Here is a 25,201-nt window from a genome sequence, read left to right on the forward strand (position 1 = left end):
CGCGGGAAGGAGAGGACAGCTCGCGGGAAGGAGAGGACAGCTCGCGGGAAGGAAAGGACAGCTATCAGACCTGGGTGCGGCCGCGCTGCATGACGGCGTCGCGGTTGGCGGCGATGTCGTTGCCGCTGGACGCGTCCATCCATTTCCGGGCCGACGCGGCTTCGATCCACAGCCCGGCGTCGGTCTGCGAGCCGTCGATCTTGTGGTACGAGTCCAGCAGCGCGCGAACGGCGTTCTGGTTGTTCCCGACGATCGAGGCGGCGACGCGGCGTGCGGTCGGGAGCAGCTCGTCGTGCGGGACCACCTCGGTGACCAGCCCGGCGCGCAGTGCCTCCGCCGCGGACAGGTAGTCGCCGGTCAGGCTCATCCGGCGGGCCAGCCCGACGCCGGCCTTTTGCGGCAGTCGCACACTCAGACCCCAGGTCGGCAGCAGGCCGACGCGGGCGTGGGTGTCGGCGAACTTGGCGTTCTCCGAGGCGATCAGGATGTCGCAGTACAGCGCCAGTTCCAGGCCGCCGGTGACGGCGGCACCGTTGATGGCGCCGATCACGGGCTTGGTCATGTTGGGCCACTTCGGCGAGATGTCCGGCAGATCCGCGCCTTCGCCGAGTTCCTTGAGATCGAGGCCGGCGCAGAACACCGGGTCGGCGCCCGTCAGGATCACCACGTCGACGTCCGGGTCGGCCTCGGCATGGCGCAGTGCGCCGTAGAAGGCGTCCCGAAGCTCGTAGGACAGCGCGTTCCGCGACTTCGGCCGGTTCAGCGTCAGGGTGCGTACGCGGTCGGTGGTGTCGATCAGTAGAACGTCAGTCACATTGGCTCCTTATTTCGTGGTCACCCACCGACACCGTAACTTGCGGCCGGGACGGGCCTATCGTGGAGGCCATGTGCCGGAACATCACCGAACTGCGTGGCCTGGAACCGGCCGCCACGGCCGAGGAGATCGAGGCCGCCGCGCGTCAGTACATCCGCAAGGTCAGCGGGATCACCCGTCCCACCGCTGCGAACGTCGACGCCTTCGAAGCCGCGGTCGCGGAGGTCACGGCCGTGACCGAGAGGCTGCTGAACCAGCTGCCGGCCCGTCGGCAGCCACCCAAGACGGTGCCGCCGCTGCGCCGGCCCGAGGTGCAGGCGAGGCTGGCCGCCAAGTGAATTCGCCCGCGCTCAAGGAGTGGGGCGCGGCGGTGCAGGCGCTGCTCGACGGCCGACAGACGGTGCTGTTGCGCAAGGGCGGCATCGGGGAGAAGCGATTTGCGGTAGAGGCTCCCGAGTTCGTGTTCTTTCCGACGGTCGAGCACAGCCACGCGGCGCGGGTCCGGCCGGAGTTCGCCGATCTTCTCGAGCGGGCGGCGGGCGACAGCACCGAAACCGAAGTGGTTCTGCGCGGCGGCGCGAAAGTCGTTGCCGCCGTGGCAGTCGAGCGCCCGGAGCGGTTGGACGCCATCGCCGATCTGCACATCTGGACCGCTCAATCGGTGCAGAGCGACCGGCTGGATTTCCGGCCCCGGCACCGGCTGACGGTCCTGGTGGTGCAGGCGAAACCGCTCGTGGCACCAGTCCGGCTGCTGCGCACCCCGGACTACGCCGGCTGCCGCAGCTGGGTGGACCTGCCCGTCACGCCGGAGTGGGGCCCGCCGGTGCACGACGACGCCGCGCTGGCCGCCGTCGCCCAGCGGGTACGTGACTCAGTCGGCTGACAGTGCAACCATCGGCAGTAGCAGCCGGGACACCCCGCCCGTACCGTGATGCACCGTCTGGGTGGACGGCACCATGCGCTCACCGGAGACGACGGGCTCGCCGGTGCCGAGGTTCCGGTCGTAGCGCGGATGGCAACCGCCCGCGACGATCACCCGCAGCCTGGACCCGGCCGGGATCCGGTGCGCGACGGCGTCGAGCTCGAGTCGGACGGTCGCGGGTTCGTCCGAAGGTGTTGTGAGCCTACGGAATCCGTCGCTGACGTTGCGGGACTTGCCCTGTGCGTCGACCACGCTGAGCCGGACGAAGATGTCCCGGTTGGGATTGTCGCACGACTGGGTCAGCTCGATCACCGGGTTGCCGATCAGGTACAGGTCTTCGGCGAGCGGCTCACCGGTGAAGTCGACGACGTCCGGGCGCCGACTCAGCGCCGAGTCCTCCTGGTAGCCCGCAGCCGATGACAGCAGCCGGCCGCCCAGCGTGGGCGTCGGCGCCGCCGGATCGTAGGTGAACCGTGACGGCGATGCGGTCTCGGCGGGCGCGGTCGCACTGAGCCGATGCGCCGGCTGCAGGTAGAGCTCGAGTTCGGTGGCGGCCGGTGGCCAGTCCGGCATGGTCAGCCAGCCTTGCCCGTTGACCTCGACCCGCACCGCCGGCCGCTCGGGTGACGTAGGACTCTCGGCCAGGTGGGTATCGAGCCAGGCCAGCGATTCGCGCAGCACCGTGGTGCCGCCGCGGGCCATCACCTGGCTGTGGGTCCACGACCCGATGGTGACCGCGGTCGGCACACCGCGCGACTTCAGGCGCTGAAACTGCGTCAGGGTCTGCTCCAGGAACAGGTCCTGCCAGCCGCCGATGAGCAGCACCGGCACGTCGACCTTGTCGAGGGTGTCGGCCAGGGCCATGTTCTCCCAGAACGGGTCGGTGCCGTCGGGGTGGCTGAGCCACGATTCGTACCAGGGCGCTCCGGAACGCAGCAGCCGACGTCCGGCGGCCCCGGCGGGAGCCTGCGTGTGGGTGCGGGCGACCAGGCGCGGTGCCCGGAATCGCCGTAACACGACGGAGAGCGGGGCGTCTTCCTGGTGCGCCATCATGTCGCTCCAGCCCAGGAAGTTGTCGAGCGTGAACGCGCCTGTGCCCCAGGTTGATTCAGCGAAGTCGTGGGGGCCGACCATGACGATCGCGGCCTTGAGTTCGGGCGGGGGATCGGTGAGCAGCGCCCACTGGGTGAAGCCCAGGTACGACAACCCGATCGTCGCGAACGATCCGGTGAACCACGGCTGGTCGCGCAACCAGGCGGCGGTGTCGACGGCATCCGCGATCTCGTTCACCATGGGTTCGAAGTCGCCACCGGAGCCGAACGTGCCGCGCACACTCTGCAGCAGCACGTGGTAACCGCGGCGGGCGTACGTCGCGCCGAACACCGGGCCGAACGGGAAGCCGCGGCCGTAGGGGCACCGCACCAGCAGGGTGCCCTTCGCGGTGCCGGTGGGCGCGTAGTGGCTGCCGACCAGTTCGACGCCGTCACGCATCGGGGTGGTGACGCGGCTGACGGTGTAGTCGGTTGTCGGGGGCGGGACGTCGAGGATGCGGCTCAGCAACCGGGAGCCGACACGGGCGATTCGGGAGCTCACCATTCGGATGGTACCGATCCGTACCGGTCGGCGCCGTGCCCGCTGGTCCGGCCGGAAATCAGAACTTGTAGAACGGCACCAGCTGGTTGGCGCGCTGCAGGTTGGTCTGCAGGCAGTCCGGGCGGTCGGGCGACTCGATCGGGGAGTAGAACAGCGACTGGTTGATCAGGCCGTAGCTCGTCTTGAAGGTGATCATGCAAGTCACCCACCAGCGGTCATTCCAGTCGGTGGGCTTCATGATCCAGTACTGCGCGGCCCGGTGGCCGGCGATGTTCAGCTCGACGGCGTCGGCCGGCAGCGTCTGCTCGTAGGTGCGCCAGACGATCGGCTCGACGGCCATCTGGTAGTTACCGGCGTCGTAGTGGCAGCGCAGGCCGTCTTCGTGGTCGGGCGGGGTGAAGCCCAGGCCCATGGCGTTGATGGCGTCGAGCGGAATCTGATCGCACGGGTCGAACGGGCTCGGGTTCGTGGTGGAGATGATCGGCGACTTGATGGTGCTGCTGATCGGGGCCAAGGGGGCCGCGGTGGAGCGCAACTCGACGTTGTCGCCGCCGGTGGGTGTCACAGGGTTGGTCTGTGCGACCACCACGCCCGCCGTCACGAGCGCACACAGCGCCGACACGAGCCGCAGTTTCCCGGCCATCGCTGCCATGACACCCCTTAAATCCGAGCAATACTGCGGGGAGTCTACAAGTCGCCTGCGTCACACCGGACAGGATGGGAGAACCTGTTCTAGTTTCTCCCGCTGCGCGGGACGGTTGGCACTCCAGCGGGCGTTGCTGTCACCCAAGTACCCTGGATTTTTGTGTCGACTCAGCCGACCCTATGGGCAATCAGTGACCTGCACATCGGGCACACCGGAAACAAGCCGGTCACCGAGTCGCTGCACCCGGCCTCACCGGACGACTGGCTGATCGTCGCCGGCGACGTCGCCGAGCGCACCGACGACATCCGGTGGTCCCTGGACCTGCTGCGCAAGCGCTTCGCCAAAGTGATCTGGGTACCGGGCAACCACGAGTTGTGGACCACCAACAAGGACCCGATGCAGATCTTCGGGAAGGCCCGTTACGACTACCTGGTCGACATGTGCGACCAGATGGGCATCGTGACCCCCGAGCATCCGTTCCCGGTGTGGACCGGCCCGGGCGGCGCGGCGACCATCGTGCCGATGTTCCTGCTGTACGACTACAGCTTCCTGCCCGCGGGCACCGCGACGAAGGCCGAGGGCCTGGCGCTGGCCAAGGAGCGCAACGTCGTCGGGACCGATGAGTTCCTGCTGTCGAGCGAGCCGTACGCCACCCGGGACGCGTGGTGCCGCGACCGGCTGAACGTCACCCGCAAGAAGCTCGACGACCTGGACTGGATGGAGTCGACGGTTCTGGTCAATCACTTCCCGCTGGTGCGCGAACCCTGCGACGCCATGTTCTATCCGGAGTTCTCGCTGTGGTGCGGCACCACCGCGACCAAGGACTGGCACACCCGCTACAACGCCATCTGCTCGGTGTACGGCCACCTGCACATTCCGCGCACCACCTACTACGACGGGGTGCGGTTCGAGGAGGTCTCGGTCGGCTATCCGCGAGAGTGGCGGCGCCGCAAGCCTTATCGGTGGATGCGCCAAATCCTGCCGGACCCCCAGTACCCACCCGGCTACCTCAACGACTTCGGTGGCCACTTCGAGATCACCCAGGAAATGCGGGAGCACGCGCAGAAGATGCAGGACCGAATCAATTCGAGGCGGTTGTGATGTTGCTGACCCAGGTGCTGCCCGACGTGGTGGCCACCGCCGAGACGTATTCGGACCCGGGCGATCTCGTGCCGCTACCGGAGGAAGAGCCGCTGATCGCCCGCTCGGTGGCCAAGCGCCGCAACGAGTTCATCACCGTCCGGCACTGTGCCCGGGAAGCGTTGAGCAAGCTCGACGTGGGTCCGGTTCCGATCCTCAAGGGGAACAAGGGCGAACCGTGCTGGCCCGACGGCATCGTGGGCAGTCTGACGCACTGCGAGGGTTTCCGTGGCGCGGTGGTGGCGCGGTCCACGCAGGTGCGGTCCGTCGGCATCGACGCCGAACCGCACGGGGTGTTGCCCAAGGGGGTGCTCGGCGCCGTTGCCCTGCCTGCCGAGCAGGACGCCGTGGCGACGCTGGAAGGCGACCTGCACTGGGACCGAATCCTGTTCTGCGCCAAGGAGGCGACGTACAAGGCCTGGTTCCCGCTGACGCACCGCTGGCTGGGTTTCGAGGACGCGCACATCACGTTCGAGCTGGATTCGTCGGGGAGTTCGGGCACGTTCCTGTCCCGCATCCTCATTGACCCGGCCGCCGAGTCCGGCCCGCCGCTGATTGAATTGCCGGGCCGCTTCACCGTGTCGAACGGCCTTGTCCTGACGGCGATCTCGCTGTGAAGGCGGCGTCGAAGCCGGCTCCGCCGCCGGGGCTGGTGATCGTCGACAAGCCCGCCGGAATGACGAGCCACGACGTCGTCGGCAGGTGCCGGCGATTGTTCGGCACCCGCAAGGTCGGGCACGCCGGCACGCTCGACCCCATGGCGACCGGCGTGCTGGTGGTCGGCATCGAGCGTGCCACCAAGATCCTGGGCCTGCTGACCGCCACCGACAAGACGTATATCGCGACCATCCGGCTCGGGCAGACCACGTCGACCGAGGATGCCGAAGGGGAAGTGCTGCAGACGGTTTCGGCCGCGCACGTGACCGACGGGCAGATCGAAACCGCGGTCGCGGCATTGCGCGGTGAGATAGACCAGGTGCCGTCGGCCGTCAGTGCGATCAAGGTCGAGGGCGAGCGGGCCTACAAGTTGGTGCGCGAAGGCAAGGCGCCTGAGTTGGCGGCCCGCCGGGTACGGATCGAACGCTTCACAGTGGACGCGGTGCGGCGGGTCGAGGATTTCGTCGATGTCGATGTCACGGTGGACTGCTCGTCGGGCACCTACATCCGGGCGCTGGCCCGTGACGTCGGTGCCGCGCTCGGCGTCGGTGGGCACCTGACGGCGTTGCGGCGCACCAAGGTTGGCCGCTACGGGCTGGACGAGGCGCGCACGCTGGAACAGCTGACCGATGCGGCCGAGTTGAGCTACTCGCTGGACGCGGCGTGCCTGCTGGGGTTCCCACGGCGCGACCTGACCGACGGCGAGACCGAGGACACGCGCCATGGCCGGGCTCTCACGCCGGCGGGTATTGACGGGACCTACGCTGCGACCGCGCCCGACGGGCGGGTCATCGCGCTGCTGGAGGACGGGCCCAAGCGCACCAGCAGCGTCGTGGTGCTGCGGCCGGCGACGTTGTAGCGGCCGCCGCGGACGGCGCTCTTACGTTCCAATTGGAATGGTTTTGGGCCGGAATCCGCCTTCCGGCCACGTACGATGCAATCGTGACTGCTGGGGTGGATGGGCCTACCAGGCGGCGCACGCAGGCCGAGCGAAGTGCGGCCATGCGTGCGCGCCTGCTGGATGCCACCGTGGAATGCCTGGTCACCTACGGTTACTCCGGCACGACGACGCAACGCGTCGCGGAAATCGCCGGTGTCACGCGCGGTGCGCAGGTACACCATTTCCGTTCGAAGGAAGACCTGGTGGCGGCTGCTGTGGAGCATCTCGCCGAGCAGCGGGTGCAGGCCGCGATCCGGGATCTCGGGCGGGTAGCAGCGAACCCCGATCCGGTATCCACGTTGCTGGACTACCTGTGGGAATCGCACCAGGGGCCGGTTTTCGTTGCCACGCTCGAGCTTTGGGTGGCCTCCCGGACCGACCCAGGTCTGGCCGAGAATATCGATCGGGTAGAGCCCATCGTCACCGGCGCGTTGATCAGCGCGCTGGCGCAGCTGGTTCCGAATCGAGCTGCTCAGAAAGAACTGCGCGATCTGGCGTTCACGGCCATGGATGCGCTGCGGGGGATTCTCCTGTCGAGCTTTGTGGACCGCGATAGTGAACGGGCCCAGAAGCGCTGGAAGCGTGTGTGTAGCCAGCTGCGCGGCATGTTTGTCGACGCGCTCGACGGCAGTGCCGTCACTGCTGAAACCTCCTCTTAGCTAGTACTTTTCGCCCACCGGGTACCCATCTCCGTCGATTGCTGAACATCAGCACCGGCTGGCCTCTTGTAAAGATACAAACAAGTCGGTATGTTTCTGCCAACACGCAGAAGGAGAGGGTTCATGCCCAACAAGGTGTATGTGGTCGGCGTCGGTATGACGAAGTTCGAGAAGCCCGGCGCTCGGCTCAATCCGGACGGCTCGCCCTGGGACTATCCGGATATGGCCCGCGAGTCCGGTTCAAAAGCGCTGGCAGATGCCGGGATTGACTATCGCGAGGTGCAAGAGGCCTACGTCGGCTACGTGTACGGCGAGTCGACATCGGGGCAGCGGGCGGTCTATGAGCTCGGCATGACAGGCATCCCGGTGGTCAACGTCAACAACAACTGTTCGACCGGATCGACAGCGTTGTACCTCGCGGCACGTGCGGTACGCAGCGGTCTGGCCGACTGCGCGCTTGCGCTCGGATTCGAGAAGATGCAGCCCGGTTCACTCGGTTCGACATATGACGACCGCGAGCAGCCCATGGCGAAGCACTTCCTGGCGCTGGCCGAGATCAGCGAGGTGCTTTTCCCGCCGGCGCCGTGGATGTTCGGCGCGGCCGGACGCGAGCACATGAAGCAATTCGGCTCCACCGCTGAGCATTTCGCGAAGATCGGCTACAAGAACCACAAGCATTCGGTCAACAACCCGTACGCGCAGTTCCAGGACGAGTACAGCCTCGACGACATCCTCGGTGCGCGGATGATCTACGACCCACTCACCAAGCTGCAGTGCTCGCCGACGTCGGACGGCTCCGGCGCCGCGATCCTCGCAAGCGAGGCATTCGTCGAGAAGCACGGCCTGGCCGCCCAAGCCGTCGAGATTGTCGGACAGGCGCTGACCACCGACTTTGAGAACAGCTTCGACGGCACCTGCAAGGCGCTGATCGGCTACCACATGAATGTCGCTGCCGCGCAAAAGGTTTACGAGCAGTCGGGCCTGGGTGCCGAGGACTTCCAGGTCATCGAGTTGCATGACTGCTTCAGTGCCAACGAACTGCTGTTGTACGAAGCGCTAGGTCTGTGCGCCGAAGGCGAAGCGGCGAAGTTGATCGACAACGGCGACACCACCTACGGCGGGCGCTGGGTGGTCAACCCCTCCGGCGGGCTGATCTCCAAGGGGCATCCGCTGGGGGCGACCGGTCTGGCGCAGTGCGCCGAACTCACCTGGCAGCTGCGCGGCACCGCCGACAAGCGGCAGGTGTCCGGCGTCACCGCCGCCCTGCAGCACAACATCGGCCTGGGCGGGGCCGCCGTGGTCACCGCCTACCAGCGCGCCGAGCGCTGAACCGAAACATCAACCACAACAACACAACCGATCAACCAAGGAGTACAACCATGGGACACATCGAAGCCACCAAGAAGCTGTCGGCCACGCCGGAAGCGCTGTGGGCGATCGTTTCTGACCTTTCCACGTGGGACAAGTGGTTCACCGTCCACGAGAAGTGGCTGAGCGACGTGCCGGCGACCGTCACCCCGGGCACCGCGCTGACCGCGAAGATCGTCATGCTCGGCATGCTGAACAAAATCGAATGGAAGATCGAGCGCATGGACGCGCCGACGACGTTCGCGCTGTCCGGCACCGGTATGGCCGGGGTGAAGGCGCTCTTCGAGTTCACCGTGACACCGTCGGGTGACGGGTCGGAATTCAAGGTCGCCGGTGATTTCGAAGGCGCGCTGGTGAAGGGCGCGCTGGCCAAGGCCGTCGAGAAGGACGGCGCCAAGCAGCTGGACAAGACGCTCGAGCAGCTCGACGCACTGGCCGCGGCGGCGGTCTGACGTGGCAGAGCCGGTAACCGAGTTCGACAACTCGGGACTGAATGTATGGGCCGACCCGGAGACCTTCGAGGTGACCCGGGAACGGATTGCCGAGTACGCCGCGGCGACCAACGACCCCATACCGGCGCATCTGAATGGCGATATCGCGCCGCCGGTGTTCGCCATCGTGCCTGCCTTCGACGCGCTGATGGGACCCGTGATCGACGTCGTCCCGATCGAAATTTTCGGTCGAATCGTCCACGGCGAACAGGACTTCCATTTCCACCGACCCATCCGTCCGGGGGACAAGCTCACGTCGCGGGCCCGGGTGATCGGGTACGACACGGTGGATTCGGGCGCTCGGGTGTCGATTCACCTGGAGACCCGTGCACACGACGGTGAACTGGTCAACGAGCAGTACCTGATCGGCTTCTTCCGTGGCGTCAACGCGGGCCAGGCGGTCGGAGAATAGGTTCCCAACCACAAGTTCGACCCAGCGCTGCGCGACGGGGCGCCACTGGCCAAAGTCGTGCAGCACGTCGATGCCGACCAGACGTTCCGTTACGCGCCGGCTTCCGGTGATCCAATGCCGATCCACCTCGAAGAAGAGGTCGCTAAAGATGCCGGGTTGCCCGGCATCATCGCCCATGGTCTGTGCACGATGGCGTTCACTTCATGGGCGTTGCTGACCGAGGTCGGGAATTCGGATGTGAACCGGCTCAAGCGGTTTGCGGTCCGGTTCTCCAAGATGGTGCTGCCCGGTGACGATCTGGAGACGCGGATCTGGCAGACCGAAAGCGGCGGCGGTGAGACGACGTACGCGTTCGAAACCGCGCGCAATGCGGAAGCAGGCGAGGAATTCGCCATCACCGACGGCCTGGCCGTCTTCGCCGACTAGTTGATTTGAAAGGACGCTAGACATGGGAGCTTTGGAAGGACGGATCGCCGTCATCACCGGCGCCGGCCGCGGCATCGGCCGCGAGCACGCGCTGCTGTTCGCGCGCGAGGGCGCGCGCGTCGTCGTCAACGATCTCGGCGGCAGCAACACCGGCGAGGGCGCAGATGCTGGACCGGCGCAGGAGGTCGTCGACGAGATCATCGCGGCCGGAGGAACGGCGGTGGCCAACACCGACAACATCGCGACCTGGACCGGTGCGGCCGGCCTGATCGAGCAGGCGGTCAGCGAGTTCGGCGGTCTGGACGTCGTGGTCAACAACGCGGGGATTCTGCGGGACAGCTTCATCCCGACCATGGACGAATCCCAATGGGACGCTGTGGTTTCGGTGCACCTCAAGGGTCACTTCTCGGTGCTCCGGCACGCCGCGGCGTACTGGAAGGCGCAGAGCAAGGCAGGTAACCAGCCGAACGCCGCCGTCATCAACACGGCGTCAGGGTCGGGCCTCACGATCCCGAACGCAGGGCAGGTGAATTATGGTGCTGCAAAGGCAGGTATCGCGGCCATGACGTTGGTTGCGGCCGAGGAGCTGGAGCGATACGGCGTACGGGCCAATGCGATCGCCCCGATCGCACGCACCCGGCTGACGCTGGCGACACCGGGCATGGGTGCGCTTATGGCCGAGCCCGAAGACGGCGGGGTCGACCTTTTCAGTCCGGCGAACATCTCACCGCTGGTGGCCTACCTGGCGACGGAGAAGTGCCCGCTGACCGGCAAGGTCTTCGCGGTGCAGGGCGGCGCGATCTCCGAGCTCGGCGGCTGGCACGACGTGACGACGATCGAGACCGACGGGCTGTGGGAGATCGACGACATCTCGGCGAGGTTGTCATGATCGAGTGGTCCGAATCAGACGAGCTCATTCGGGACAGCGTCCGCGAATTCATCGCCAAAGAAGTCGAGCCGCACCGCGATGGACTGGAACGCGGCGAGCTGTCACCGTATCCGGTCGCGCGAAAGCTGTTCAGTGAGTTCGGTCTCGACGTGGTGGCCGCGGAAGCGGTCAAGACCATGCTGGACAAGGAACGGGCCAAAGCGGAAGCGATTGCCGCAGGGGAGCCCAGGCCCGAGAAGGGCTCATCCGGCGGTATGGGCGACCTGGGTGGCCAGGTGTCGATGGCTGCGGTGCTGGTGTCCGAAATCGCCGGCGTCAGCATCGGATTGCTCAGCACCATCGGCGTCAGCCTCGGCCTCGGCGCGGCCACCATCGCCAGCCGCGGCACGCTGGCCCAAAAAGAGCGGTGGCTGCCCGATCTGGTGACGCTCGAGAAGATCGCGGCCTGGGCCATCACCGAACCCGACGCCGGCTCAGATGCCTTCGGCGGCATGAAGACCTACGTCAAACGCGATGGCGCGGACTACATCCTCAACGGCCAGAAGACCTTCATCACCAACGGTCCCGATGCCGACGTGCTGATCGTCTACGCCAAACTGGACGAAGGCGACCCAACTGCGGACCGCCGGAACCGCAAGGTGCTGACGTTCGTCCTCGAAGCCGGGATGCCCGGCCTCACGCAGGGCAAGGCCTTCAAGAAGATGGGCATGATGTCCTCGCCGACGGGTGAGCTGTTCTTCGACAATGTGCGCATCACCCCGGACCGGTTGCTCGGGGAAACCGAAGATCATGGTGGCGGTGACGGGCGGGAGAGCGCTCGGGCGAACTTCGCGGCCGAGCGACTCGGCGTGGCGCTGATGGCATTGGGAATCATCAACGAATGTCACCGGCGCTGCCTGGATTACGCCAAGACCCGCACGCTGTGGGGCCAGAACATCGGTCAGTTCCAGCTGATCCAGCTCAAGCTGGCCAAGATGGAAGTCGCGCGGATCAACGTGCAGAACATGGTGTTCCAGACCCTGGAGAAGCTGCAGGCCGGCAAGATCCCGTCGCTGTCCGAGGCGTCGGCCGTGAAGCTGTACTCATCGGAAGCGGCGACCGAGGTGGCCATGGACGCCGTACAGCTCTTCGGCGGCAACGGATACATGGCCGAATACCGCGTCGAGCAGCTGGCGCGCGATGCCAAGTCGCTGATGATCTACGCGGGCAGCAACGAGGTTCAGGTGACCCACATCGCGAAGGGACTGCTGGCCGGATGAGAGCGGCGGACCCACTCATGATGGCGTTCGACCGGTTGACGGCGAATTCGGTTGCGCGGCTGACCATCGGTGCCGCTTTGCGGTTTCTGATGGCCAACCCGCGGCTGATCACGCTGATCCGGCCGGTCGCCAACTCGGCGATCGTCGGCGTCAGCCCCGTCGTCGCCGGCACGGCGGTGGCGCCGGCGACGGCACCGCTGTCCGGTGAGTGGGTCCGAGCGCCCGGCGCTCGTGATGGCGATGGTGTCGTGCTGGTGCTACACGGCAGTGGCTATCTGATCTGTTCGCCGCGCACACACCGGGGTTTCGCATCGCATCTGGGGCTACGACCCGAGCAAAGTGGTGATCGCGGGTGATTCGGCGGGCGGGCACCTCGCGGTGGCGGTGGCCTTGCGCGCCAGGGCTGAGGGACTGCCCACGCCCGCCGCGCTCGCCTTGTGGGGTCCACTGATCGATCCGTCGTACCGCGCTTCGATCGCCGATCCCCGGGTGCGCCGGCAGCCCTTCGATCCGCAGGCCGCCGCCCGCGCCCTGGCGCTGTATGTCGGGGATGCGGACCCGGCGGATCCGCGGCTGTGTCTGCTGAACGCCGACCTGTCAGCGCTGCCGTCCATCCAATTGCACTACGGAACAAGGGAAGTCATGCGAGCCGATGCCGAGGCGTTCGCCGCGCGGGTGACGGCGTCGGGAGGTCATTGCGAACAGCGCCTGTGGCCGGGTTTGGCACACGCCTACTGGATGTTCCCGCGCCGCAAGGACGGAAGTTTGGACAGCATGATGACCGGTGGGGCGTTTCTGCGTGCCGCTGTGGCTCAGCCCGACCGGCCCATGGCGAAGGAGTAGGACAAGTGATGACGCAGTTGCTGCGCCAGGTGCGGGACGCGCGTGGCATGGTCGAGGCGGCACTGGTGCTGCAGCGCCGGGGGTTGGTGGACGTCTGCCGTCCCCTCGATGCGGTGACCGCCTCGCGGGGCCTGCGCCGCTACGGTTCGTTCGGTGGTCTGGTAGGTCACGTCGCGGCCCGCTACGGCGACGCCCCCGCGCTCACCGATGAACTCGGCACGATGAGCTTCGCCGAACTCGAAGCCGCGTCCAACGCGCTGGCCCGGGGCCTCGGGGATCGCGGGATCGGCGCGGGCACAGTGGTCGGTCTGCTGCTGCGGAACCACCGAGCGCTTCCGCTGGCGCTGTTCGCCACCGGAAAAATCGGCGCGAGAGTGGTTTTGCTCAATACCGGTTTTGCGGCACCGCAACTCGCCGACGTGTGCAAGCGCGAGAACGTCACCGCGGTGATCGCGGATGAGGAGTTCGGCGACCTGCTCGAGGTCCTGCCCTTCGGAGTCGACCGTATCGTCGGCTGGTCCGGTGTGCGCGGGCTGGCGGGCGTCGCCGCCGGCCGAACCGCCAAGGCGTTGCCCGCGCCGGCTTCGATCGGCGGCATGGTGCTGCTCACCAGCGGTACCACCGGCACCCCCAAGGGCGCGCCGCGCAACAAGGTGAGTCCGCTGCAGTCTGCGCAGCTGCTGGACCGGATTCCGTGGCCGTCGGGCGGCGCCTATTACGTTGCGGCGCCGATGTTTCACGCCACCGGGCTGGCGACCTGTTCTCTCGGTTTTGCCCTCGGCAACCGAGTCGTGTTGGCCCGCCGATTCGACCCGGAGGCCACCCTGGCGGCGATCGAACACCACCGGGTGGGTGCGCTCATCGTGGTGCCCACGATGCTGAGTCGCATCCTCGATCTGGGGCCAGAGGTGCTGGCGCGCTACGACACCTCGTCCCTGACCGTTGTGTTCGCCGCGGGCTCGGCGCTGTCACCCGATCTGTGCCGTCGCACCATGGAAGCGTTCGGGGACGTGCTGTACAACTTGTACGGGTCGACAGAAGTTGCGGTCGCGGCCGTAGCGACGCCCAGCGAATTACGCACCGCGCCAGGCACCGTGGGTCGGCCGCCGGTCGGATGCACGCTGGCCGTATACGACGAGAACCGGCGGCGAATCACCGAACCGGGCCGCACCGGAACGCTTTTCGTTTCCAGCAACTTGAGCTTCGCGGGCTACACCGACGGTGGACACAAGGAGTGCGTCGACGGGCTGCTGTCCTCGGGCGACACCGGTCATTTCGACGAGAACGGACTGTGGTTCGTCGACGGCCGCGACGACGACATGATCGTCTCCGGCGGCGAGAACGTCTTCCCGCTGGAGGTCGAGAATCTGCTCGCGGGCCACCCCGCCGTCGTCGAGACCTCGGTGGTCGGGGTGGATGACCTGGAATTCGGAAAGCGGCTGTGCGCGTTCGTAGTACGCCGTCCCGACGCTGAACTCGATGCCGATCAGGTCAGGAGCTACGTACGCGCGGAGTTGGCTCGGCACAAGGTGCCGCGCGACGTCGTGTTCGTCGACGTATTGCCACGCAACGAAACCGGCAAGGTCCTCAAAGCACAACTGCACAAGATGGTGGAGCAATGACCAAGAAGAACACCGACATTCGCGGTCGCGTCGTGGTGATCACGGGCGGCGCCAGGGGGATCGGTCGGGCCACCGGCCTGGCTTTCCTGCGGGCCGGCGCCCGGGTTGCCCTGGGCGACATCGACGTCGAGCTCGCCGAGAAGACCGCCGCCGAGTTCGCCGCTACCGGTGAGCAGGTCTGTGGGCTGCAGCTCGACGTCACCAGCAGGACGTCCTTCGAAGCATTTCTCGACGAGGTGGAAAGCCGGCTGGGCCCCGTCGATGTCCTCATCAACAACGCCGGCATCATGCCGACCGGCTTGTTCGCCGAAGAGACCGACGAGATGACCGACCGGATGGTGGCGATCAACCTCGGCGGCGTGCTGAACGGCTCGAAGCTGGCCGCGGGGCGGATGCGGGGACGCGGGGGTCACATCGTCAATGTGGCCTCCCTAGCCGGGGTCAGCGCATTTCCCGGCCTGGCCACGTACTGCGCCACCAAACATGCGGTGGTCGGATTCACCGAGGCGCTGCATCTTGAACTCGCAGCCGACGACATCGCCGTCACGGCCGTGCTGCCGGGCGTCGTACACACCGAACTGTCCGCCGGCCACAGCGCCCCGCGGTGGATTCAGCCCATCAGCGAGGTGGAGCCCGACGACGTCGCCGCCGCCATCGTCCGAGCTGTGGTGCGGGGCAGGGCGAAAGTGGCCGTGCCACAAGCACTCGGGGCCATGATCAAGATCATGGGCGCACTCCCGGACGGTGCCCGGCACTGGATCTCCCATGTCGCCCATTTCGACACGACGTTCACCCATACGGATCCCGCGGTGCGCGCGGCGTACCACCGCCGACTCGTGAACTGATCACCCCGTCACGTTGTAGCGTCGGCACATGGCCACCCACGAGCGCGAGATCACGCGGCCGGTCGACCTGTGCACACCGTCCGGGCGGCTCAACCGCGACGCGGTCGGCTGGACCCGAACATCGTTGCACCGCTGCAACTTACGCGGCTGGGGGCGCACCAAGCGCTGGGAGTACTGGTGCGTGACGACACCGACCCATCTGGTCGCGGTCACCGTCTCCAGCCTCGACTACCTGGCAGTCAACAACATCTACTTCCTCGAATACGGTGGCCGCGAGGTCAACCGCAACAGCGTGTTGCCGCTGGCGCGCGGCGTGACGCTGCCGACGAGCCTGGGCGACGGTCCGACCCGCGCCCGCGGCGCAGTCACCATCGATCTCACCGATGGTCCCGGTAGCACCCGAATCCACTTCTCCTGCAACACCGCTCATGGCCCGCTGACCGGTGACCTGACGGTGGCCCTGCCGCCGGGACACGAGACGCTCGGCGTCGTTGTCCCGTGGAGTGACCGCAAGTTTCAGTACACCGCCAAGCACACCGCGCGGCCGGCGTCGGGCAGCGTGCAGCTCGGCGACCAGACGTACGACTTCACGGGCGGCTGGGGGGTTCTCGACCACGGCCGCGGCCGATGGCCGGCACTGGTCCGCTGGAACTGGGGCGCGGCGTCCGGCCACACCGACGGCCACGTCGTCGGACTGCAACTCGGCGGCAAATGGACAGTGGGCACCGGCATGACCGAGAACGCGCTCTGCGTCGACGGCAGGCTCACCAAGATCGGCGCGGAGCTGGACTGGCAGTACACCGACTACCTGGCACCGTGGTCCATCCGCACACCCGATTCCGATGACGTGGACCTGGTGTTCACGCCGTTCCACGATCGCGCACCCGGACCCGGCACGCATCAGTGTTTCGGCCACTACGACGGCCGCATCCGCACCGACGACGGCCAGACCATCGCCGTCGAACACCTACTGGGCTGGGCCGAGCAGGTCAGCCTGGTGTGGTGACGCGCCCTAGGCGACGACCCAGATCGCCTCGGCCGCCGGGTTGCCCAGGTCGACCGTCGTCGTGTCGTCATTGGCGGCGTCCGCGGCCGTGACCGCCACGGAGATCATCCCGGCGAAGTCGCGCCGGGCCACGACGCGCAGGTGTGAGTCGAGCGTGATCCCGACGCTGTCGAAGTACCGCAGCATCTCGGGATCGTGGTCGGAAATCCGGGCCACCGTGCCGGCGTCACCGTCCGAACACGCCGACAGTTGCCGCGCCGGGGGAGTCGGCACCTGGCCGTCGGCCGCGGGAATGGGATCGCCGTGCGGGTCCCGGGTCGGGAAGCCGAGCTTGGCGTCGATGCGGTCCAGCATCCGGTCCGACACCGCGTGCTCGAGCACCTCGGCTTCGTCGTGCACCTCGTCCCAGCCGTAGCCGAGCTCGCGCACCAGGAATGTCTCCATCAATCGGTGGCGGCGGACCATGGCGAGCGCCGCGCTGCGGCCGATGTCGGTCAGCGTCACCGCGCCGTACTTCTCGTGGTGCACCAGGCCCTGATCGGCGAGCTTGCGGATCGACTCCGAGGCCGTCGATGCCGACACCCCGATGCGTTCGGCCAGCATTTTCGTGCTGACTTTCTCGCGTGACCACTCCTGCGCGGTCCAGATGACTTTGAGGTAGTCCTGGGCGACCGTGGATAGATCCGGCGTATTGCCGGCGTCTTCTGCAGGACTCACAGCACAAAGTTTAGGCAATCGTCACCTCATCCGGGGATCTCACGGTGCCTGCCGCGGCGGCGCGCCGTAGGCTTGCGGTCGTGCAACGCTGGCGTGGGCAGGACGAGATCCCCACGGATTGGGGCCGATGTGTGCTCACCATCGGGGTATTCGATGGCGTACATCGTGGACATGCAGAACTGATCAGCCACGCGGTGAAGGCCGGCCGGTCGCGCGGCGTCCCCACCGTGTTGATGACGTTCGATCCGCATCCGATGGAAGTGGTCCTCCCGGGCAGTCACCCCGCGCAACTGACGACGCTGACGCGCCGGGCCGAACTGGTCGAGGAACTGGGCGTCGACGTCTTCCTCGTCATGCCGTTCACCACGGACTTCATGAAGCTGACCCCCGAGCGCTACGTGCACGAGCTGCTCGTCGAGCGCCTGCACGTGCTCGAGGTCGTGGTCGGCGAGAACTTCACGTTCGGCAAGAAGGCCGGCGGCAACGTGCCGCTGCTGCGCAAGGCCGGCGAGCGCTTCGGCTTCGCTGTCGAGGGCATCTCGCTGGTGGCCGAGCACCACCAGGCCGAGACGGTCACGTTCTCCTCCACCTACATCCGGTCCTGCGTGGACGCCGGTGACATGGCCGCCGCGACGGAGGCGCTGGGCCGGCCGCACCGCGTGGAGGGCGTCGTCGTCCGCGGGGACGGTCGCGGCCGCGGGCTGGGCTTCCCGACCGCCAACGTCGCGCCGCCGATGCACTCGGCGATCCCCGCCGACGGCGTCTACGCCGCCTGGTTCACCGTCCTGGGGCACGGCCCCTCGGTCGGCACCGTGACGCCGGGGGAGCGCTACCAGGCCGCGGTGTCCGTCGGCACCAATCCGACGTTCTCCGGTCGTACCCGCACCGTCGAGGCCTTCGTGCTCGACACCGAGGCCGATCTGTACGGGCAACACGTGGCGGTCGATTTCGTCTCGCGCATCCGCGGCCAGGAGAAGTTCGATTCGGTGGACGACCTGGTCGTGGCCATGGATCGCGATACCCAGCGGGCTCGCACGATTCTGGTTCCGCAGTAGCTTCCTGATAAACTGCCCGACGCGCGTGCTGCAGTTCGCGGTGGCCGCGCCCTCGTTGTTCTTCGCGGACCGAATTGATGGAGTTGTTTCGTGGCACTCACTGCCGAGCAGAAAAAAGAGATCCTGGGTCAGTACGGCCTGCATGACACCGACACCGGCTCGCCGGAGGCTCAGGTCGCCCTGCTGACCAAGCGCATCTCGGACCTGACCGAGCACCTCAAGCAGCACAAGCACGACCACCACAGCCGGCGTGGCCTGCTGCTGCTGGTCGGCCGTCGCCGCCGGCTGCTCAAGTACGTCGCTCAGGTCGACGTCGCGCGGTACCGCTCGCTGATCGAGCGTCTGGGTCTGCGTCGCTGACGCAAGTCTGAAAAGAGCCACCGGTCTGCCACGCAGACTGGTGGTTTTTTCGTTGGGGGACGCCGACGAGTGTGAGGGTCATGTACAGATTTGCGCGATTTCCCGTGCGTAGCCCTCACACCGGTCGGTTTACCGCGCCGATCAGGCAAATCACCCCGGTGTAGCATGTATTTGTTTTGGGCCTAGCGCCCAAGACGTCGGAACGTCACACAGCGTCCGCCTGAACCTCGTGGGGCGGTCTTCGGTAGTGGCTGCCGGGGCACGACCCCGGCCGCTTCGATCGACGGCCGTCAGCAATCAGCGGGATGGTTTTCGGGTTTTCTGGATGCTCACGTGTGACGATGCGACAGCTGTAACAAAGAGGAACCAGAAAAAACGGAACCCGCATAGGGCGGGCCCAGAGAGGTTATTGCGACATCCATGTCTGCAGTTGAAATTGAAGACGGCATTTTCGAGTCGACCGCCGTCATCGACAACGGGAGCTACGGCACCCGCACCATCCGCTTCGAGACCGGCCGTCTGGCACGTCAGGCCGCCGGCTCCGTCGTCGCCTACCTGGACGACGAGACCATGCTCCTGTCGGCCACCACGGCCAGCAAGAGCCCCAAGGACCACTTCGACTTCTTCCCCCTGACGGTGGACGTCGAGGAGCGCATGTACGCCGCGGGCCGCATCCCCGGCTCGTTCTTCCGTCGTGAGGGCCGGCCCTCCACCGACGCGATCCTGACCTGCCGCCTGATCGACCGGCCGCTGCGCCCGTCGTTCGTCTCGGGTCTGCGCAACGAGATTCAGGTCGTCGTCACCGTGCTGAGCCTGGACCCCAAGGATCTGTACGACGTCGTGGCCATCAACGCCGCATCGGCGTCCACCCAGCTGGCCGGTCTGCCGTTCTCCGGTCCGGTCGGTGGCGTCCGCGTCGCGCTGATCGAGGGCCAGTGGGTCGCCTTCCCGACCATCGAGCAGCTGGAGAAGGCCGTGTTCGACATGGTCGTCGCCGGCCGCAAGGTCGAGGGTGACGTCGCCATCATGATGGTCGAGGCCGAGGCCACCGACAATGTCATCGAGCTTGTTGCCGGTGGCGCCGGTGCCCCCACCGAGGCCGTCGTGGCCGAGGGCCTGGAGGCCGCCAAGCCGTTCATCGCCGCGCTGTGCACCGCCCAGGCCGAGCTGGCCGAAGCCGCTGCCAAGGAGACCGGCGAGTTCCCGCTGTTCCCCGACTACGCCGACGACGCCTTCCAGGCCGTCGCCGCGGTGGCCACCGACGCGCTGTCGCAGGCGCTGACCATCGCCGGCAAGCAGGAGCGCGAAGAGCGCACCGACGAGATCAAGGTCGAGGTGCTCAGCCGGTTGGCCGAGACTTTCGCCGGCCGCGAGAAGGAGATCGGCGCAGCGTTCCGCTCGCTGACCAAGAAGCTCGTCCGCCAGCGCATCCTGACCGACCACTTCCGCATCGACGGCCGTGGCATCACCGACATCCGCGCCCTGAGCGCCGAGGTCGCCGTGATCCCGCGGGCGCACGGCAGCGCGCTGTTCGAGCGCGGCGAGACCCAGATCATGGGTGTCACCACGCTGGACATGATCAAGATGGCTCAGCAGATCGACTCGCTCGGTCCCGAGACCACCAAGCGCTACATGCACCACTACAACTTCCCGCCGTACTCGACCGGTGAGACCGGCCGCGTGGGTTCGCCCAAGCGCCGCGAAATCGGCCACGGCGCGCTGGCCGAGCGGGCCCTGATGCCGGTGCTGCCGAGCGTCGAGGAGTTCCCGTACGCCATCCGTCAGGTCTCGGAAGCGTTGGGCTCCAACGGTTCCACCTCGATGGGTTCGGTGTGTGCCTCGACCCTCGCGCTGCTGAACGCCGGTGTGCCGCTGAAGGCCCCCGTCGCCGGTATCGCCATGGGCCTGGTGTCCGACGAGGTCGACGGCGAGACCCGCTACGTCGCGCTGACCGACATCCTCGGTGCTGAAGACGCCTTCGGCGACATGGACTTCAAGGTCGCCGGTACCAAGGACTTCGTCACCGCCCTGCAGCTGGACACCAAGCTGGACGGCATCCCGTCCAAGGTGCTGGCCGGTGCCCTGGCCCAGGCCAAGGACGCGCGTCTGACCATCCTGGACGTCATGGCCGAGGCCATCGACGAGCCCGACGAGATGAGCCCGTACGCGCCGCGCATCACCACCATCAAGGTGCCGGTCGACAAGATCGGTGAGGTGATCGGGCCCAAGGGCAAGGTGATCAACCAGATCACCGAGGAGACCGGTGCGAACATCTCCATCGAGGACGACGGCACCGTGTTTGTCGGCGCCTCGAACGGCGAGGCGGCGCAGGCGGCGATCGACAAGATCAACGCCATCGCCAACCCGCAGCTGCCCAAGATCGGCGAGCGGTTCCTCGGCACCGTGGTGAAGACGACGGACTTCGGTGCGTTCGTCTCGCTGCTGCCGGGCCGTGACGGTCTGGTGCACATCTCCAAGCTCGGCAAGGGCAAGCGCGTCGCGAAGGTCGAGGACGTCGTCAACGTCGGCGACAAGCTGCGCGTGGAGATCGCGGACATCTCGGCGGACAACCGTGGCAAGGGTCAGAAGATTTCGCTGATCCTGGTGGACGAAGAAGGCGCTGCGGCGACTTCTGCCGACTCCGCTCCCGCCGAATCGGAGACTGCACCGGCAGATGCCGCGCCTGCAAACTCCTAATTCGACACTGCGCAACGGCCGGGGTTCTTCAGCATCGCTGGAGGCCCCGGCCGCTGTGCGCAAGACCAATCTCCCAGGCGGGCTGCGGGTCGTCACAGAGCACCTGCCGCACGTGCATTCGGCCTCGGTCGGGGTGTGGGTCAACGTCGGTTCGCGCGACGAAGGCCCCAGTGTCGCCGGCGCCGCGCATTTCCTGGAGCACCTGCTGTTCAAGTCGACGCCGACGCGCTCCGCTGTCGAGATCGCGCAGTTGATGGACGCCGTCGGCGGCGAACTGAACGCCTTCACCGCGCGCGAGCACACCTGCTACTACGCGCACGTGCTGGACAGCGACCTCGGGCTGGCCATCGATCTGGTATCGGACGTGGTGCTCAACGGTCGTTGTGCCGCAAGCGATGTCGAGCTCGAACGTGACGTGGTGCTCGAAGAGATCGCCATGCGCGACGACGATCCCGAGGACACCCTCGCGGACGTCTTCCTCGGCTCCATGTTCGGCACGCACCCGGTGGGACGTCCCGTCATCGGCAGCGTCGAATCGATCACGTCGATGACCCGCAACCAGTTGCACTCGTTCCACGTGCGCCGGTACACCCCGGACCGGATGGTGGTCGCGGTCGCCGGAAACATCGACCACGACGAAGTTGTGTCCATGGTGCGCAAGCACTTTCGGCCGCATCTGGTCCGTGGCCGCAAGCCCGTGCCGCCGCGTAAGGGGGCCGGCCGGGTGCCGGGCACCCCAACGCTGCAATTCGTCAAGCGTGACTCCGAGCAGGCCCACATGTACCTCGGCGTGCGCACGCCGGGCCGCAACTGGGAGCATCGCTGGGCGCTGTCGGTGCTCAACACCGCGCTCGGCGGCGGACTGAGTTCGAGGCTGTTCCAGCAGATTCGCGAGAACCGCGGACTGGCTTACTCGGTGTACTCCACGATCGACACGTTTTCCGACGCCGGTGCGCTCTCGGTGTACTCGGCGTGCCTGCCGGACCGTTTCGACGAGGTGGTCCGCGTGACCACCGACGTGCTGGAAGACGTTGCGCGCGAAGGCATCACCGCCGACGAGTTGCGCATCGCCAAGGGTTCGATGCGCGGCGGGCTGGTGCTGGGGCTGGAGGATTCCGGTTCCCGGATGCACCGCATCGGCCGCGCCGAGTTGAACTACGGCAACCACAAGTCGATCTCGGACACGCTCGCGTCGATCGACGCCGTCACTCTCGAAGAGGTCAATGCCGTTGCACGCGAACTGCTGACGCGACCCTTCGGCGCCGCGGTGCTCGGGCCGCAGTCCAAGCGCTCACTGCCGAAGCAACTGCGCGCCCTCGGCTAGCGATTCGTGCACGATAATCCGCGGTCAGCGCGGATTATCGTGCACAAATCACCTCAGCGGCTGACCCGAAGCGAGTTGTCGCGGCGCAACACAAAGAAGTACGGCTGGGATTCGCCGCGCAGGTCCATGGCGCCCAGGACCGCGTCATCGGACAGCTTGCGGAACACGTCGTTGATGGGCAGCTGGTCGTAAACCATTGTCGCGGTGTCGACTCCGCGGTAGCGCGTCGTGCGCAACCGGGCTTTGGCCGAGCGGGCCCGCAACAGCGGCTGCAGGGCGGCGATGGGCTTGGCAACCGAAATGCGGTGCAGCAGTGGCAGCTTGGTTGCCAGTCCGGCTCCCGAGAATGCCAGAACCGGGTTGAGCGGCCACAGCGTTTCGCCCGAGGCGTCGGGAAACAGCAGCGGGTGGACGGTCTCGGCGTCGACGAACTGCTTGCCCCACCAGCCGCTGGCTTCCAGCAGCCCGTCCATCGGATGCCCGGTGGGCACTTCCGCCCCGTGCCAGGTACCGATCATGAAGTCGGGTTCGACGGCCGGCGCGGCGTCGAAGATCTCGAGGGCTTCGACCGTCGTGGTCGGAGGGGCGGGCAGCAGTTCCTGCAAGAGCATGGTCACGACGATACTTGACACGTGTCAAAAACGACAGGTTGCCTCGTCGCCGAGTGATTTGTGCACGGTTTTCCGCGCTCGGCGCGGAAAACCGTGCACAAATCCCGGTGAAAGTCATCGCCCGGCCAGCGCGACGCTGCGCTGACCGGGCGATGGGTATCGGGTTCGTGGGTTACAGCGCGACGCGGCCGAGCGGAAGGTCGAGGTCCGCGGCGACCTGGCTGCACAGCAGTTCGCCGTCGTGCGTCGACAGGCCCTTGGCGAGCGCGGCGTCGTTGCGGCACGCCGCCTGCCAACCCTGGTCGGCGAGCTTGAGTACGTACGGCAGCGTCGCGTTGGTCAGGGCGTAGGTCGACGTGCGCGGCACGGCGCCCGGCATGTTGGCCACGCAGTAGAAGACCGAGTCGTGCACGGCGAAGGTCGGGTCGTCGTGCGTGGTGGGCTTCGAGTCCTCGAAGCAGCCGCCCTGGTCGATCGCGATGTCGACCAGCACCGAACCCGACTTCATGTGGGCCACAGTCGAATTGGTCACGAGCTTGGGCGCCTTGGCGCCGGGGACCAGCACCGCGCCGATCACCAGGTCGGCCTGCTTGACGGCATCTTCCAGGTCCAGGCTCGAGGAGTATCGGGTGTGGATCCGGCCGCCCCATTCGGCGTCGATCCGGCGCAGCGTGTCGAGGTTGACGTCGAAGACGGTGACATGCGCGCCCATGCCGCTGGCGATCTGTGCCGCGTGGAAGCCGGCCACGCCGCCACCGATGACGACGACGTTGGCGGGGGCAACGCCGGGCACGCCACCCATCAGGACGCCGCGGCCGCCGTGGCTGCGCATCAGGTGATACGCGCCGACCTGGGCCGACAGCCGGCCTGCCACTTCGCTCATCGGGGCGAGCAGGGGCAGGCGGCCGTCGGCAGTCTGGACGGTTTCGTAGGCGATCGAGGTGGTGCCCGACGCCAGCAGCGCGTCGGTGCATTCGCGCGAGGCGGCCAGGTGCAGGTAGGTGAACAGGGTCTGGCCCTTGCGCATGCGGTGGTACTCGGCCGCGATGGGCTCCTTGACCTTGAGCAGCAGATCGGCTTCGGCCCAGACCTGGTCCGCGGTGGTGACGATCTGTGCTCCGGCGGCCTTGAAGTCGTTGTCCGCGATCGCAGACCCTTCGCCGGCACCAGCCTGAATCAGGACCTCGTGGCCGTGCTTGACCAGTTCGGCGACGCCGGCCGGGGTGATGGCCACCCGGTACTCGTTGTTCTTGATTTCGGTCGGGATACCGACGTGCATCTGGGGTTCTCCTCAGGGCGGATCAGGTGATGCCCTAAGTGTGAATAAACGTCGATTGACCTGCAATATCTGTGATTATAATTCTCTACGTGGCCGCTAATCGTGAACGATCTTCGAAAAACGAGGTCCAAGAGGGCTCCCAGTCGAAGGATGTTCAGCCCGTCGAACTCGACGAAGTCGACCGGCAGATCGTGACCGCGCTACACGCCGACGCACGCATGCCCAACAGCGCGCTGGCGGAGCTCGTCGGGATCGCCGCGTCGACCTGCCACGGCCGGGTCCGCCGGCTACAACAGCTCGGAGTGATCCGCGGTTTCCATGCCGACATCGATCCGGCGGCCATCGGCTTGGGCCTGCAGGCGATGATCTCGGTGAGCCTGCAATCCGGTGCGCGCGCACGAATTCGCGACTTCATCGCCCACATGCGACGGCTGCCGCAGGTGATGGACGTCTATTTTCTGGCCGGCGCCGACGACTTCATCCTGCACGTCGCCGCGCGCGACACCCCACACCTACGGGCGTTCGTGGTCGAGCACCTCAACGCCGACGCCGATGTGGCAGGCACCCAGACGTCACTGATCTTCGAGCACCTGCGTGGTGCGTCGCCGCTGTAACCGGTTGCGGCG

General features: G+C 66.8%; 26 protein-coding genes and 1 pseudogene. 21 read left to right on the top strand and 6 right to left on the bottom strand.

Annotated elements, in window-relative coordinates:
- Positions 1–64: 64 nt before the first annotated feature.
- The gene (locus ACJH6H_RS12185) at positions 65–814 is read right to left on the bottom strand and encodes an enoyl-CoA hydratase (RefSeq protein WP_138248917.1); all 750 of its coding nucleotides are present in this window, start codon (positions 812–814) and stop codon (positions 65–67) included.
- A 71-nt stretch (positions 815–885) separates the two neighbouring features.
- Between ACJH6H_RS12185 and ACJH6H_RS12190 the strand changes: the two genes are divergently transcribed.
- Positions 886–1,152 (top strand): DUF2277 domain-containing protein, encoded by a 267-nt coding sequence (locus tag ACJH6H_RS12190; protein WP_029105342.1) that lies wholly within the window; start codon positions 886–888, stop codon positions 1,150–1,152.
- Positions 1,149–1,697: a DUF1802 family protein gene (locus ACJH6H_RS12195; protein WP_138248920.1), complete on the top strand. Its 549-nt coding sequence runs from the start codon at positions 1,149–1,151 to the stop codon at positions 1,695–1,697. Before ACJH6H_RS12190 ends, ACJH6H_RS12195 begins: the two co-directional genes overlap by 4 nt.
- Here the strand turns inward: ACJH6H_RS12195 and ACJH6H_RS12200 are convergent.
- Positions 1,686–3,332, bottom strand: a complete 1,647-nt coding sequence (locus ACJH6H_RS12200) for a CocE/NonD family hydrolase (RefSeq protein WP_406774940.1) — start codon at positions 3,330–3,332, stop codon at positions 1,686–1,688. The genes ACJH6H_RS12195 and ACJH6H_RS12200 overlap by 12 nt on opposite strands.
- Before the next feature lie 55 nt (positions 3,333–3,387).
- Positions 3,388–3,972 carry a DUF3558 domain-containing protein gene (locus ACJH6H_RS12205; RefSeq protein WP_226521688.1) on the bottom strand — a complete coding sequence of 195 codons (585 nt, stop codon included), beginning with the start codon at positions 3,970–3,972 and terminating at the stop codon, positions 3,388–3,390.
- 156 nt (positions 3,973–4,128) lie between these two features.
- On the opposite strand from ACJH6H_RS12205, the gene ACJH6H_RS12210 reads away from it, so the two are divergent.
- From ACJH6H_RS12210 to ACJH6H_RS12275, 14 genes and pseudogenes are all read left to right on the top strand, one after another.
- Positions 4,129–5,076 carry a metallophosphoesterase gene (locus ACJH6H_RS12210; RefSeq protein ID WP_138248922.1) on the top strand — a complete coding sequence of 316 codons (948 nt, stop codon included), beginning with the start codon at positions 4,129–4,131 and terminating at the stop codon, positions 5,074–5,076.
- Positions 5,076–5,732, top strand: a complete 657-nt coding sequence (locus ACJH6H_RS12215) for a 4'-phosphopantetheinyl transferase (protein ID WP_406774941.1) — start codon at positions 5,076–5,078, stop codon at positions 5,730–5,732. Before ACJH6H_RS12210 ends, ACJH6H_RS12215 begins: the two co-directional genes overlap by 1 nt.
- A complete protein-coding gene (gene truB, locus ACJH6H_RS12220; RefSeq protein ID WP_406774942.1) occupies positions 5,729–6,631 on the top strand; it encodes a tRNA pseudouridine(55) synthase TruB in 903 nt (300 codons plus the stop codon). The genes ACJH6H_RS12215 and truB overlap by 4 nt, the downstream gene beginning before the upstream one ends.
- A gap of 143 nt (positions 6,632–6,774) precedes the next feature.
- Positions 6,775–7,371 (top strand): TetR/AcrR family transcriptional regulator, encoded by a 597-nt coding sequence (locus ACJH6H_RS12225; protein WP_138248925.1) that lies wholly within the window; start codon positions 6,775–6,777, stop codon positions 7,369–7,371.
- A 123-nt stretch (positions 7,372–7,494) separates the two neighbouring features.
- Complete coding sequence (locus ACJH6H_RS12230; RefSeq protein ID WP_406774943.1) at positions 7,495–8,700, top strand: lipid-transfer protein; 1,206 nt, start codon at positions 7,495–7,497, stop codon at positions 8,698–8,700.
- Between the two features lie 50 nt (positions 8,701–8,750).
- Complete coding sequence (locus tag ACJH6H_RS12235; RefSeq protein WP_406774944.1) at positions 8,751–9,191, top strand: SRPBCC family protein; 441 nt, start codon at positions 8,751–8,753, stop codon at positions 9,189–9,191.
- A 1-nt stretch (position 9,192) separates the two neighbouring features.
- Positions 9,193–10,068, top strand: a pseudogene (locus ACJH6H_RS12240) (MaoC/PaaZ C-terminal domain-containing protein).
- A 22-nt stretch (positions 10,069–10,090) separates the two neighbouring features.
- Positions 10,091–10,957, top strand: a complete 867-nt coding sequence (locus ACJH6H_RS12245) for an SDR family oxidoreductase (protein WP_406774945.1) — start codon at positions 10,091–10,093, stop codon at positions 10,955–10,957.
- Positions 10,954–12,216 carry an acyl-CoA dehydrogenase family protein gene (locus tag ACJH6H_RS12250; RefSeq protein WP_406774946.1) on the top strand — a complete coding sequence of 421 codons (1,263 nt, stop codon included), beginning with the start codon at positions 10,954–10,956 and terminating at the stop codon, positions 12,214–12,216. The genes ACJH6H_RS12245 and ACJH6H_RS12250 overlap by 4 nt, the downstream gene beginning before the upstream one ends.
- Complete coding sequence (locus ACJH6H_RS12255) at positions 12,213–12,572, top strand: hypothetical protein (protein WP_406774947.1); 360 nt, start codon at positions 12,213–12,215, stop codon at positions 12,570–12,572. The genes ACJH6H_RS12250 and ACJH6H_RS12255 overlap by 4 nt, the downstream gene beginning before the upstream one ends.
- Positions 12,559–13,059, top strand: a complete 501-nt coding sequence (locus tag ACJH6H_RS12260) for an alpha/beta hydrolase fold domain-containing protein (RefSeq protein ID WP_406774948.1) — start codon at positions 12,559–12,561, stop codon at positions 13,057–13,059. The genes ACJH6H_RS12255 and ACJH6H_RS12260 overlap by 14 nt, the downstream gene beginning before the upstream one ends.
- 8 nt (positions 13,060–13,067) lie before the next feature.
- A complete protein-coding gene (locus ACJH6H_RS12265) occupies positions 13,068–14,681 on the top strand; it encodes an acyl-CoA synthetase (protein WP_406774949.1) in 1,614 nt (537 codons plus the stop codon).
- Complete coding sequence (locus ACJH6H_RS12270; RefSeq protein ID WP_406774950.1) at positions 14,678–15,526, top strand: SDR family oxidoreductase; 849 nt, start codon at positions 14,678–14,680, stop codon at positions 15,524–15,526. The genes ACJH6H_RS12265 and ACJH6H_RS12270 overlap by 4 nt, the downstream gene beginning before the upstream one ends.
- A 28-nt stretch (positions 15,527–15,554) precedes the next feature.
- A complete protein-coding gene (locus ACJH6H_RS12275; RefSeq protein WP_406774951.1) occupies positions 15,555–16,532 on the top strand; it encodes a DUF2804 domain-containing protein in 978 nt (325 codons plus the stop codon).
- Positions 16,533–16,538: 6 nt separating this feature from the next.
- On the opposite strand, the gene mntR is transcribed toward ACJH6H_RS12275, so the two are convergent.
- On the bottom strand, positions 16,539–17,249 hold the full coding sequence (gene mntR / locus ACJH6H_RS12280) for a manganese-binding transcriptional regulator MntR (protein ID WP_406774952.1): 711 nt from the start codon (positions 17,247–17,249) through the stop codon (positions 16,539–16,541).
- Between the two features lie 80 nt (positions 17,250–17,329).
- Here mntR and ACJH6H_RS12285 point away from each other — a divergent pair, with 80 nt between their 5' ends.
- The 4 genes from ACJH6H_RS12285 (at position 17,330) to ACJH6H_RS12300 (ending at position 22,685) form a co-directional block, all read left to right on the top strand.
- A complete protein-coding gene (locus ACJH6H_RS12285; RefSeq protein ID WP_060999680.1) occupies positions 17,330–18,304 on the top strand; it encodes a bifunctional riboflavin kinase/FAD synthetase in 975 nt (324 codons plus the stop codon).
- A gap of 90 nt (positions 18,305–18,394) precedes the next feature.
- On the top strand, positions 18,395–18,664 hold the full coding sequence (gene rpsO, locus ACJH6H_RS12290; protein ID WP_060999682.1) for a 30S ribosomal protein S15: 270 nt from the start codon (positions 18,395–18,397) through the stop codon (positions 18,662–18,664).
- A 420-nt stretch (positions 18,665–19,084) separates the two neighbouring features.
- Complete coding sequence (locus tag ACJH6H_RS12295; RefSeq protein ID WP_064859412.1) at positions 19,085–21,361, top strand: polyribonucleotide nucleotidyltransferase; 2,277 nt, start codon at positions 19,085–19,087, stop codon at positions 21,359–21,361.
- A complete protein-coding gene (locus ACJH6H_RS12300) occupies positions 21,339–22,685 on the top strand; it encodes a pitrilysin family protein (protein ID WP_138248935.1) in 1,347 nt (448 codons plus the stop codon). Before ACJH6H_RS12295 ends, ACJH6H_RS12300 begins: the two co-directional genes overlap by 23 nt.
- Before the next feature lie 53 nt (positions 22,686–22,738).
- On the opposite strand, the gene ACJH6H_RS12305 is transcribed toward ACJH6H_RS12300, so the two are convergent.
- Positions 22,739–23,296, bottom strand: coding sequence for a DUF4334 domain-containing protein (locus tag ACJH6H_RS12305; protein WP_406774964.1), 558 nt, complete (start codon positions 23,294–23,296; stop codon positions 22,739–22,741).
- Between the two features lie 172 nt (positions 23,297–23,468).
- Positions 23,469–24,575: an alanine dehydrogenase gene (gene ald, locus ACJH6H_RS12310; protein WP_406774953.1), complete on the bottom strand. Its 1,107-nt coding sequence runs from the start codon at positions 24,573–24,575 to the stop codon at positions 23,469–23,471.
- Between the two features lie 89 nt (positions 24,576–24,664).
- Between ald and ACJH6H_RS12315 the strand changes: the two genes are divergently transcribed.
- Positions 24,665–25,189: an Lrp/AsnC family transcriptional regulator gene (locus ACJH6H_RS12315; protein WP_064859415.1), complete on the top strand. Its 525-nt coding sequence runs from the start codon at positions 24,665–24,667 to the stop codon at positions 25,187–25,189.
- The last annotated feature ends 12 nt before the right edge of the window (positions 25,190–25,201 follow it).

This window comes from Mycobacterium sp. SMC-21 (assembly GCF_045310825.1).
In the GTDB taxonomy this organism is placed as follows: domain Bacteria; phylum Actinomycetota; class Actinomycetes; order Mycobacteriales; family Mycobacteriaceae; genus Mycobacterium.

Bases quoted from the DNA above. Each gene is read 5' to 3' on its own strand.
- ACJH6H_RS12190 (WP_029105342.1), top strand. From the start codon at position 886: ATGTGCCGGAACATCACCGAACTGCGTGGCCTGGAACCGGCCGCCACG.
- ACJH6H_RS12200 (WP_406774940.1), bottom strand. From the start codon at position 3,332: ATGGTGAGCTCCCGAATCGCCCGTGTCGGCTCCCGGTTGCTGAGCCGC.
- ACJH6H_RS12205 (WP_226521688.1), bottom strand. From the start codon at position 3,972: ATGGCCGGGAAACTGCGGCTCGTGTCGGCGCTGTGTGCGCTCGTGACG.
- ACJH6H_RS12215 (WP_406774941.1), top strand. From the start codon at position 5,076: ATGTTGCTGACCCAGGTGCTGCCCGACGTGGTGGCCACCGCCGAGACG.
- ACJH6H_RS12225 (WP_138248925.1), top strand. From the start codon at position 6,775: ATGCGTGCGCGCCTGCTGGATGCCACCGTGGAATGCCTGGTCACCTAC.
- ACJH6H_RS12230 (WP_406774943.1), top strand. From the start codon at position 7,495: ATGCCCAACAAGGTGTATGTGGTCGGCGTCGGTATGACGAAGTTCGAG.
- ACJH6H_RS12235 (WP_406774944.1), top strand. From the start codon at position 8,751: ATGGGACACATCGAAGCCACCAAGAAGCTGTCGGCCACGCCGGAAGCG.
- ACJH6H_RS12245 (WP_406774945.1), top strand. From the start codon at position 10,091: ATGGGAGCTTTGGAAGGACGGATCGCCGTCATCACCGGCGCCGGCCGC.
- ACJH6H_RS12250 (WP_406774946.1), top strand. From the start codon at position 10,954: ATGATCGAGTGGTCCGAATCAGACGAGCTCATTCGGGACAGCGTCCGC.
- ACJH6H_RS12255 (WP_406774947.1), top strand. From the start codon at position 12,213: ATGAGAGCGGCGGACCCACTCATGATGGCGTTCGACCGGTTGACGGCG.
- ACJH6H_RS12265 (WP_406774949.1), top strand. From the start codon at position 13,068: ATGACGCAGTTGCTGCGCCAGGTGCGGGACGCGCGTGGCATGGTCGAG.
- ACJH6H_RS12270 (WP_406774950.1), top strand. From the start codon at position 14,678: ATGACCAAGAAGAACACCGACATTCGCGGTCGCGTCGTGGTGATCACG.
- ACJH6H_RS12275 (WP_406774951.1), top strand. From the start codon at position 15,555: ATGGCCACCCACGAGCGCGAGATCACGCGGCCGGTCGACCTGTGCACA.
- ACJH6H_RS12295 (WP_064859412.1), top strand. From the start codon at position 19,085: ATGTCTGCAGTTGAAATTGAAGACGGCATTTTCGAGTCGACCGCCGTC.
- ACJH6H_RS12300 (WP_138248935.1), top strand. From the start codon at position 21,339: ATGCCGCGCCTGCAAACTCCTAATTCGACACTGCGCAACGGCCGGGGT.
- ACJH6H_RS12305 (WP_406774964.1), bottom strand. From the start codon at position 23,296: ATGCTCTTGCAGGAACTGCTGCCCGCCCCTCCGACCACGACGGTCGAA.
- ald (WP_406774953.1), bottom strand. From the start codon at position 24,575: ATGCACGTCGGTATCCCGACCGAAATCAAGAACAACGAGTACCGGGTG.